The 9,585-nt window shown below is 53.8% G+C and carries 11 protein-coding genes and 2 pseudogenes; 11 read left to right on the top strand and 2 right to left on the bottom strand.

The window, feature by feature from the left end; all coding sequences use genetic code 11:
• Positions 1 to 257: pseudogene (locus tag BST81_RS27835) on the top strand (hypothetical protein); the annotation flags it as partial.
• 291 nt (positions 258 to 548) lie between these two features.
• On the opposite strand, the gene BST81_RS26625 reads toward BST81_RS27835, so the two are convergent.
• Positions 549 to 1,487: a DUF4351 domain-containing protein gene (locus tag BST81_RS26625; protein WP_075601508.1), complete on the bottom strand. Its 939-nt coding sequence runs from the start codon at positions 1,485 to 1,487 to the stop codon at positions 549 to 551.
• A 28-nt stretch (positions 1,488 to 1,515) separates the two neighbouring features.
• Positions 1,516 to 1,662 (bottom strand): hypothetical protein, encoded by a 147-nt coding sequence (locus BST81_RS28340; RefSeq protein ID WP_171974866.1) that lies wholly within the window; start codon positions 1,660 to 1,662, stop codon positions 1,516 to 1,518.
• A gap of 14 nt (positions 1,663 to 1,676) precedes the next feature.
• Here BST81_RS28340 and BST81_RS26615 point away from each other — a divergent pair, with 14 nt between their 5' ends.
• The 10 genes and pseudogenes from BST81_RS26615 to BST81_RS26570 all read left to right on the top strand — a co-directional run.
• On the top strand, positions 1,677 to 2,957 hold the full coding sequence (locus BST81_RS26615) for a methyltransferase (RefSeq protein ID WP_143780522.1): 1,281 nt from the start codon (positions 1,677 to 1,679) through the stop codon (positions 2,955 to 2,957).
• Between the two features lie 98 nt (positions 2,958 to 3,055).
• Positions 3,056 to 4,294: a hypothetical protein gene (locus BST81_RS26610; RefSeq protein ID WP_075601505.1), complete on the top strand. Its 1,239-nt coding sequence runs from the start codon at positions 3,056 to 3,058 to the stop codon at positions 4,292 to 4,294.
• 64 nt (positions 4,295 to 4,358) lie between these two features.
• Positions 4,359 to 4,913 carry a hypothetical protein gene (locus BST81_RS26605; protein WP_075601504.1) on the top strand — a complete coding sequence of 185 codons (555 nt, stop codon included), beginning with the start codon at positions 4,359 to 4,361 and terminating at the stop codon, positions 4,911 to 4,913.
• 418 nt (positions 4,914 to 5,331) lie between these two features.
• Positions 5,332 to 5,694: a GIY-YIG nuclease family protein gene (locus BST81_RS26600; RefSeq protein WP_075601503.1), complete on the top strand. Its 363-nt coding sequence runs from the start codon at positions 5,332 to 5,334 to the stop codon at positions 5,692 to 5,694.
• Positions 5,695 to 5,698: 4 nt separating this feature from the next.
• On the top strand, positions 5,699 to 5,917 hold the full coding sequence (locus BST81_RS26595; protein ID WP_075601502.1) for a hypothetical protein: 219 nt from the start codon (positions 5,699 to 5,701) through the stop codon (positions 5,915 to 5,917).
• A 253-nt stretch (positions 5,918 to 6,170) separates the two neighbouring features.
• On the top strand, positions 6,171 to 6,638 hold the full coding sequence (locus tag BST81_RS26590; protein WP_075601501.1) for a DUF1257 domain-containing protein: 468 nt from the start codon (positions 6,171 to 6,173) through the stop codon (positions 6,636 to 6,638).
• A gap of 15 nt (positions 6,639 to 6,653) precedes the next feature.
• Entirely contained in the window at positions 6,654 to 6,851 is a 198-nt protein-coding gene (locus tag BST81_RS26585) for a DUF2997 domain-containing protein (RefSeq protein ID WP_075601500.1), read from the top strand.
• 103 nt (positions 6,852 to 6,954) lie between these two features.
• Positions 6,955 to 8,673 carry an AAA family ATPase gene (locus BST81_RS26580; protein ID WP_171974865.1) on the top strand — a complete coding sequence of 573 codons (1,719 nt, stop codon included), beginning with the start codon at positions 6,955 to 6,957 and terminating at the stop codon, positions 8,671 to 8,673.
• Positions 8,603 to 9,301 carry a flagellar assembly protein H gene (locus BST81_RS26575; protein ID WP_143780521.1) on the top strand — a complete coding sequence of 233 codons (699 nt, stop codon included), beginning with the start codon at positions 8,603 to 8,605 and terminating at the stop codon, positions 9,299 to 9,301. Before BST81_RS26580 ends, BST81_RS26575 begins: the two co-directional genes overlap by 71 nt.
• Before the next feature lie 46 nt (positions 9,302 to 9,347).
• Positions 9,348 to 9,585, top strand: a pseudogene (locus BST81_RS26570) (IS1 family transposase); the annotation flags it as partial.

Genomic DNA, 9,585 nt, shown 5'->3' with positions numbered 1-9,585 from the left:
GCGCTTTGTCGAGTACGGACTCTATTCGTGTGATCAGGAGAGAATTGGCCGATCGTAGCCTTCGCCAGCAGGTTGAAGCTGTCCTATGTCATCTATCGTTCAGGGAGCAGGAATGCCTGAAGGTTTGTTATGGCTTGGTGGGTAGGACTGCAGCTACATCCCGTGCTGAGGCAGCGGAACTGTTGGGTGTCTCACCGTCCTATGTGGACAGGGTTCACCGACGAGCGATCGCTAAGGTTGTGGGTCATCTGCAATGAAAAACTCCTGCTTGGGCAGGGGGATAGGATGGAGTGTGATGTGGGAGTGTTTGAACTTTGTGCAGTATAAGTCACCTGCTTCTATTCCGGCTCAAATTGGGGCAATGGCTGAAGTTACGGATATGGCTTCGCAAACGGTAGTCTGGCGGGGAACTTGAAGCTCCAGCGGTTGCTAACTCAAAGCATAACCAGCTCTGGTCTGTGGCCCAGTTGCATGTGAGGAACCGGGTGTGGTTTACCAGGACGCAGATTAGAGGGGGGTGAGCCGTTGTGGCCACCTGATCATCAAAATCAATGCTGATGTTCTGCTAGCCATGTTTCCAGGTCAGATAAAGTCGAGAAATCGAGCAAAGCTTCTCCCAGGGATTCCAGGTCAGGGATAGATAGGATGCTGATTTGAGAGCACAGTTGTTCCGACAGTTCGCCCACTCGTCGAGTCAGTTGACGGAGGATGAGCGATCTTTCACCTTGCTCGATGCCCTGCTCGATGCCCTGCTCGATGCCCTGTTCAATGCCTTGTTCCATCCAACTGGTAACGATTTGCATAATGCCCTCCCGCTCCGTTGCCTCCAGTTTACCAAGTTCCCCCTGAAACGCCTGCTTTTCCTGCTGATTCAACCGGAGGTAGACGTCCACGAAGCCGGAAATCAATCTGGTGCGGGCCGGGTCCAGCCGCAGTGTCGCCAATAGTCGCAGACATTCTGCCTTAACCCTGGGCCGGTCTTCCACAGCGATCCGCATTTTGCTCATCAAGGCTGCTGCGACTGGATTGCGCTGTTGCAAGAAATCTCGCCAGTTGAGCCGATTGAGCTGAATGGCAGCGAAATTGAATTCCAAAACTTTCAGGGTGGGAAACTCGACTTGATGATGGTGGGGTTCTTCCCGATAGGGTTCGTCGAAGGAGAAGACGACGATCGGGTAGACCCGTTGTAAATACTTCTGATAGAGTCTGGCGAAATAAAAGAACATTCTCCTGGTGAAATTGGGTTCAGCAGAGGCTTGGGCCTCCACATGGACGAGGAAAGCGATCTCCTCTCCGGCTTGCCTGACTTCTGCCAACAAATCAATCACCTGTTCTTCGCCGGAAGTCAGATCTGCAAAGTACTCTTGTTGCAAAAACCGAATGGAATCGGGCTGGATTGTTCCTGCCAGGTCGGGAATGAATAGTTCCAGGAATTCGATGAAGAAGGTGGAGAGCAGTTCTTTGAAGAGGCGATCGTGATCGGTCATGGCCAGATTGGCAGGGAGTGCAGATGTTCTAATTGTAGGGGAAAAAGGACTGCTGCAAAGCCTTGGGTTTCTTGCCAGTTGGAGGGGTGAGGGGAGTTGGGGAAGGTTCTACCGCATGGGGTGAGAGCAGGGCAGCCCTGGCCTGCTGACGCAGGGGTGGGGGAAAAATACGCAACTTTGCCTTTTCCTATGTCCTCTCTGATCCGAAAACGCAAACCCAGGCCATCTCGGCCTGTACCCAGTGGCTGTAAACCCATAAGCCCTTTATTGCTGGCGGTTACACCTGCTCTTGATTCTGCGACACTTGCACCTGTCCCACTCCTGCTTCCACCAATTCTGGTGCCTGAGCGCTTTGCCGTCCAGACCAAACCCAGTCCTGTACGGGCAGAGATGCTGGGTGAAGTGGCAGCAGGCATGGAAGCCGACTATGAGCGCCTGCGACCCGGTCTGGAAGCAAACCCAGTCAACACCTGGCGCAAGATTCACCAGCAGGAGAACCGAGAACGAGAGATTGATCTGGTTCGCTGGAGTGCTCAGGTTGCCAGAGCCTTGCAAAGCGGGCAACAGGATGGAACCCTGCCCCTGCTGCTCCGGAAGATTCGTACCCGCCACCAAATCACCTGGCTGGTCAAGTGGGCCTTCCGTTACCAGCTTGAACCAGAACTGGCGGAAATGCTGGGCTATGATCGCCCGTACTCGGATGACGACCTTGCCGAAATCTTTGCCTGCAAATTCTCCAACAGGGACTCCAACAGGAGTATTCGCAGGATGCTCAACGCGATCGGTATCACCCAGCCACAACAGTTGCAGTTTGTGTTGAGGGAGCTGAAGCAGTACTTCCAGGTCCCGACCGGAGAAGACCGCAAGTGGCGCAGGATTACCTATCTGAGGCGCAGGCAGGCTGTTGCAGGCATTGATGACTTCTTCCCTACCCCCAAAGCGGTGATCCAGCAGCAGATGCTACCCAATGTGACCCTGTGCGATGGCTGTCGTATCCTTGAACCTTCTGCCGGGTATGGGACGATTGCTCAGGTGGTGCTGGAGGCAGCGGCAGCAGTGGGCATCACGGTCCATATGGATGTGGTGGAATCTAATCCAAAACTGGTCGAAATCCTGGAACTGATGGGTCTGCATGTGATAGGGCGAGACTTTCTGAAACTGAAGCCAGAGCCGATCTACGACATTATTCTGGCCAATCCGCCCTTTGGCAATGATGCCTGCATTGAGCATGTCTATCGCATGGAGAGGTGCCTGAAACCCAAAGGCCGACTGGTTGTCATCACACCCAATCACTGGACCCGTGACTTCAGTCAGGCCAACCGATTAAGTGCAGTCGAGAAGCGACGCCAGGCTTTCCAGGAGTGGGTGAGGGAGCGGGGTCATTGGCAGGACATCGATCGAGACGAGTTCAAGCAGTCAGATCGCCCGATCCAGATTGCCACCGCCATGGTTGTCCTGGATCGACGTTAGCCTTCCACGACCAGAATGTCATGGACTATGTTGCTGGGGTGCAAGCTAAGGCTGCGATAGCGCTATCGCGTTGGCAGGGGAATCCCTTGGAGGTCTATATGAACACCAACGAAAACGTAACGGCAGAGGAAGCAGTACGGCTTTACCCGAAAAGTCTGGGTTTCAGCCTCAGGACGTTGCATCAAGATCTAGACCTGCTCAGTGAGGACTTGTACCTGGTGAAGGTAGAAATTGGGCAGGGTTGCAGCAACCAGGCAGAGCTGGGCTTTGATATGCTGCAAGTCCCGCAAGATACCCAGAGTGCCCTGAGAAATCTAGAGCATACGACCTGCTACAAAGTCCAACCCGTAAAACTGACCGATGTGTTTCAACCGCTCAAAGCTGGCCTTGCCGCCATCCGCTCCGGGAAGGAAGCCCTCTATCGACGCTACACCCGCACATTGGGGAGCGATCGGGTCATCGTGGGCAAGCATCTGGAAGCTTTCATCCAGGACTACAAAAAGCTGGAAGCCGAAGCCAGAGAGTTGCTGATCTATCTGGAACAGGAACATCCAGTCGAACAGGAACGGTGGGTGGCCAACATTGAATCGTTATTGCGGCCCCAAGTGGAGGCAGGCCAGATCGACGAATTGACCTTGCAGCGCTGCCTGAGGGAATGCAGAATCGCATTTCCAGAGCTGAGTCGAATCCAGGCTGGCTTTGGGGTGCAACTCCGACTGGAACGGCGGGAAACGTTGCCAGAGGCGCTGGAACGTCACCGTCACCTGCAGCAGATCTGGGCGGAGGCAGTCACGAGCAAAGCCATTGCCCTGGAACGAGCTGCCCAGTCTGAGGTAGAACGACGGAAGGCGGAAGCGGAGCTAGAAGCAATCAGAGCTGAGGCGGAAGGCAAGAGGCGAGAACAGCAGGCTTACGAACGAGCCGTGGCCTACCAGGAGAACCAAATCAAGTCTGCGGTGCAGACCAAAATCACCGAAATGGGTCGGCAACTGAATGTGCTCTTGCATCGTAACCTGAGCCGAATTCATGACAAGGGTTGGACCCTCAGTAGCCTACCGAAGACCACCCGCAACGAGCTGGAGCAACTGATTCAGGGTGCGAAGATCCTCAGCAGTCATGAGCAATCGCTGAGTGCTCTGGCTGAAGAGTTGACCCAGTTGCCGATCGGGCGGTCTCTAGATGCCGCAGAAGATCGCAACACCATCCAGAACCTGATTGCCCAGCTAGAGGCAGAACTGGCTCCCCCTGACATTGCAGCACAATTGCAACAAGCCCAGGCCACTCGCTCTGCCTGGGTGGATTGGGATGAAGCAGAGGCAATTCCCCATGCCGGTTGACGCTTATTGGGTAAAGAGGGGTATCGACCAAAACAAGAACTAAACAGCAATTCGGAGGGATTGGATGAGCGCATCTACGAAGGCTAGCCGCTCTCAGGTGGCGATCGGGTCCATCACTGTAGATGGGTTTATACTACCGGATGGCAGCTACCGGATGAGTCAGACTCAGGTGGCTGAATGTGTGGGTCTGACAGAAAGAAACGCCCGCGAATTTTTACAGTCAAAAGCACTTAAATCTATGCTGGGTGATGGTTATACGCCCGCGATTTCTGAAATTCAATCCGATGAGGATCAATTGCGAGGTAGCAGTCGGATCAGAGCATTACCCCTGGATGTGGTCAGTGCTTATTGGCTCTGGCAATCGTTTCGAGGGAATAAAAAAGCTCTGGCCTTATGCATGGCTATGGTTCTAGAAACCTTAGAGCGGCGGTTTGATACAGCATTTGGTGTAACCAAATCGGAGCAGGAATATAACGAACTGCTGACGGAGCGGATGAGGTTATTCCAGGACTTGCAGCGGTTGGGCGAAGCCTATGCCACTGATGATCTGATCCGGCAGGAGCGGGATCGCTTTGAGAAGCTGCTCAGAGAGTATGGGATAGATCCTGATGTTGGGTAATCCCAGGGCCAATAAACAAGAGAGGGCAGCACCCCTAAGGAGTACCTGCCCTCTCAAAAAAGTCTCGATGTGTAGAGACAATCTTGGTGATAGCCAGACGAAACCAGCCTGTCAGTAGGGATTCCACCGAATTTATGGCATTAATATACTTCATGCATCAACACTGCCCTCACCCCCGGCCCCTCTCCCGCTCTGGGAGAGGGGAGAAATTAAGCGTTAATGCCCCTTCTCCCCATTGTGGGAGAAGGGGGTGGGGGATGAGGGGAAAGGGATTGGTGTGCCAAGTATATTGTTGCCGAATTTATTGCAGGGTTCTGCAAAGGTGACTCGTACCCAGGCGACGATCCGCTCTATCACCCTAGATGGGATACTACCGACAGTAAGTAGTTGTCGAAGGAAGTAAAGCCGTAAACGACTGATGGACTTAATTGAAACTGAAGCCTCCAGGTTGCTGGAGATTTTTGCCACCACTTCCTTCCTTGACTGCCATCCTTTAACCCGTGAGTTTTTAACTGTTCCTGCCCGACCAGGTATCTATGGCTTTCGCCACATGGACGAGGAGCTTCTGTACATTGGTAAAGCGGGCGATATTCGGCAACGGTTACGAGGGGGACACAAGGCGCTGGGGTGGGCTTTTATTGATCGGCTTGACCCAGATGCAGTCAGAATTGTTGCGGTTGTGTTGGGGTATCAAGCCTGGTTGCAATCGCTTGAAATTGAAGCACGGATGATTCAGACCGTCAGACCACGCTATAACAGTCGTATTCGGCAATTAGAATAGTCCCATGCAAGCCAAAACAGAACACCTATCACCAGCTGCGGCCCATGCCTTTCTTGATGCCCTCCCTGACAGGATAAAGAGGGCATTGGTTACCTATGCTGAAGAGATAGAGTATCCGGTAGAGGCAGTGCTGGAAATTGCCCTTTCAAGTTTTCTTGACCCAGATTCCATCAGCTTTGCGGACTGCCGACCGCTGACCGGTGCGGAACGTAAGGCGAGTTAAGGCATCTCTACACTGCAGGCTCTATGGCCTGCATCGGTTCCGCCTGATTTAACCATGGGTGCCATCAGGAGCATTTTGTTAAATATCTGCTCATATTCATGATCCTGCTGGACTGCCCAGAGTGGTTCTGGTGGTAGGGACCTGCATCTGCTGACGCGCAAAGTGTAACTTGCCCATCCCCTAACGGGGTGGGAAGGGAAGGGGCTTCCACTACGGATGCACCCGAATTGTCTCACTTTGCGTAAGGAGCACTATGAGCCATTTCTCGACCATTAGAACTCAACTAAGATGCCGAACATCCCTGCTGGCGGGGCTACGGGATGTCGTCACCCCCCTGTGTTCAGACTCTGATTCCCTGGAAGCTTTTCTGAACCAGGCAGTACGAACCTACGAAGCCCCTGTCCAGTTGCAGACTGCCTATAGTGATGTGGCCCACTGCGAGGTTGTAGTCAGCAGATCGGCCATTGGTCACCATACAGACATTGGCTTCCGGTTAAACCAGAGCACGGGCATCTACGAACTGGTCAGTGATGACTACCGCTACTATGCCAGCACTCTGGCCCAGCATTACTCAGAGATTGAGGGTTTTAGCCAACAGGTTCAGCTGCGCCACGATCGTCACTATGCGGTGGCCCAGGCCATGACCCAAGGCTTTGTGTTGCAAGACGAACTCGTAGACCCGGTGACCAGGCAGGTCAAACTCACCCTCAGCCGTTGTTAACCCGGAGAAGCTGACATGATGCAAATTCTGACAATTGAACTGGAACCGGGCCAACCCATGAAAGTTGCAGTCGATGGGATGTCCGGCAGTGGCTGTACCGAGCTGACTCGATTTCTGGAGCAAATTGGCCAGCTTGAAGGCCAGACCCTGACTCAGGAATACTACCAGGCTGAAGACATCCTCCTCACCCCAACCCAGGCCGTAGAGCTTTGATGTTCTAGTAATGCTGGCTATTGCCTGTCTATTAGCGGTCATCTCTTACCGGGGGTGGCCGCTTTCGTTGATCTGTACCCTTGCCATTCTGATACTGAAAAATATGTTTGACCTTCAAGAACTGACAAATCGCCTGAAAAGTGGCTATGGCAGCGTTGCCATTGATTGTCCGATTGGCTCACAGAATAAACTGGAACTGCTGCTGGTGCGGATGGCGATCGATGGGGGCCAGACTGCCAGAACCAGACGCCAACCTGTCACCTGGGATGTGGCGGATGGCATCCAGAGCTATCCCTCCCCTGGGCAAATGATGGCCTGGGAACCCCAGTGCTGGGTGAAGACGGCAGTGCAGGTGCCAGCCCAGGTTGCCAGAGCGGGGGAACCTGCCCCCTGTAGCCTGCTACGCTATCTCATTCACCAGGCCAGTAATGCCCAGGGCGAAGCCTGCCTATACATCCTCTATGACCTGCCCCGATTTCTCCTGCCCCATCCCCAGTTTGAGGTGGTGAACAGGCTGTTGAAACGGGCCTGCACGGTGCTCAATTATTCCAATAGTCGGATGATTCTGGTGCATCACGGGCACCAGTTCGGGGAGGAGTTCCAGGACTTGATTTCGGAGATGGAGTATCCCCTGCCGGATGAGCCGGAGACGCGGGCCTTAGTGCAGCAGCAGCTCCAGGAATTGCAGGCAAGTGCCCAGGGGCAAGGCCAGCAGATTCCCGATGAGCTGACTCCCCAGGACCTGACCCGTACAGTGCGTGCCCTGCTGGGACTGACGGAAGAAGGCCAGATCAATCTGCTCCAGTATGCAGTGCGTAAGCTGCGGGCGATCGATCACCACCTGCCAGGTGCGATCAATCAGATGAAGCAGCGACAACTGATCCGGTTGGGGATTGAGTATGCCCCGGCTCCCGATGTGCCAGCCCAGGGGCTGACGACCATGGATGAATGGGTGCAGATGACCAGTGCTGCCCTCGATCCCAGGGCGCGGGAGTTCAACCTGCCCAACCCGAGGAGTCTGCTGTTGATTGGACCGCCGGGGACAGGCAAGAGCCTGATCTGCAAAGAACTCTCTTCGCGATTGGGACTGGCCTGCATCATCCTGGACTTTGGCAACCTGATGACGAAAGAGTTGGGTGGGTCGGAGCAGAAGCTGCGAGATATCCTCAAAGCAGCCAGCACGGTGTCTCCCTGTCTACTGATGGTGGATGAGATGGATAAAGCGATCGGTCAATCGGCTCAGGAGGGAGATGGGGGGACTTCTCAGCGGTTGATTGCGACCTTTTTGCGCTGGCTCAATGACCACGAAGAACCGGTGATTGTGATTGCCACTGCGAATCGGCCTACCTTCTCGCCAGAACTGCTCCGCCGGTTCACCCGCGTGTTTGTGGACCTGCCCACCCTCAGGGCCAGGAAGCAAATCTTCCAGGTGCATCTGCAGTTGCGGCATCTGTTGCCTGACCCGTTGCCCACTAGCGGTAGACTGGCCAGACAGTACAACACCTGGCTGGATACCCTGGCCGGACTGACGGAAGACTACACCGGAGATGAGATTAGCCAGATTGTGATCAAAGTGGCCTACAACGCCTTCATCAAAGTTCGAGATGGAGCTGCCGCAACGGTAGAAGACCTGTTGCCGGTGACGCTAGAAGAGTTGGAAGCCGTCACCCGATCGAGTCCACCCCAGCATCGGGGACAGTACCGGGAGCGGGAAATGCTGCTGGAGTGGGTCAAGAATGGGATGGCGATTCATGCCAATCCTCCTGAACCTGTTGCAGCCGGTGCTCGAATCAGTCGGCGATCGGTGTCGTTTGAGGATTGATGACAGGCTCTCTCCCCTTGACTGGTACAATAGAACTATTTTTGACAATGTTTCTAAATTCCTGATTGAGCAATACTCACCTGACTTTGCCAGTTGGCTGATTGGGGAATCAATCGTGCTGAGTGAATTGAGTCCATCGGAACTCTCCTTGGAACCCATTCGTGCCGATGCCTTAGTTTTGCTGCAATCGGCTGAAGTAATTTTACACTGTGAGTTTCAAACTGACCCGGACCCTATGATGCCCTTTCGCATGGCTGATTATGCGCTACGGGTGTATCGGCGGTTTCCACACAAGCGCCTGGTGCAAGTGGTGATTTATTTGCGGCGGACAGACTCTGAATTGGTGCAGCAAACTACATTTGTCGCTAATCGCTTGCGTCATGAGTTTCAGGTGGTACGACTATGGGAGCAGCCTCCAGAGATTTTCCTGAAGCGTCCTGGGCTATTGCCCTATGCGGTCTTGAGTCAAACGAGTGATCATAGCGGGGTGTTGAGGGAAGTGGCACAAGTCATTGATACCTTACCTAGCCGACAGCAGCAGAGTAACTTGACTGCCGCCAGTGGCATATTGGCCGGGTTAGTATTAAGCAAGCAGGTGGTTCGACGATTAGGTAGTGCGTCAAACTGATGTGGGTCTGGTAGAGTAAGGAATCAACGATTCACCTACTCAAGCTATGGAATGTAAGCTCTGCGGTCATTCTAAGACTCACAAGCATGGCAAGATGCCGAATGGGCATCAACGCTACTTTTGCCTGGGGTGCCAACAAACCTTCTCAGAGAGTTTTGACACCCTCTACTACTACCGTCACGTCAGTCCAGAGCAAATTCAACAAGTCCTGCAAGCTCACAGTGAGGGCACCAGTTTACGAGGGATTAGTCGGATTAGCGGGTTAGCTTATAACACGGTAGTGA

The organism is Leptolyngbya sp. 'hensonii' (assembly GCF_001939115.1).
GTDB lineage: Bacteria > Cyanobacteriota > Cyanobacteriia.
This window is presented reverse-complemented; position numbering and strand designations above follow the sequence as displayed.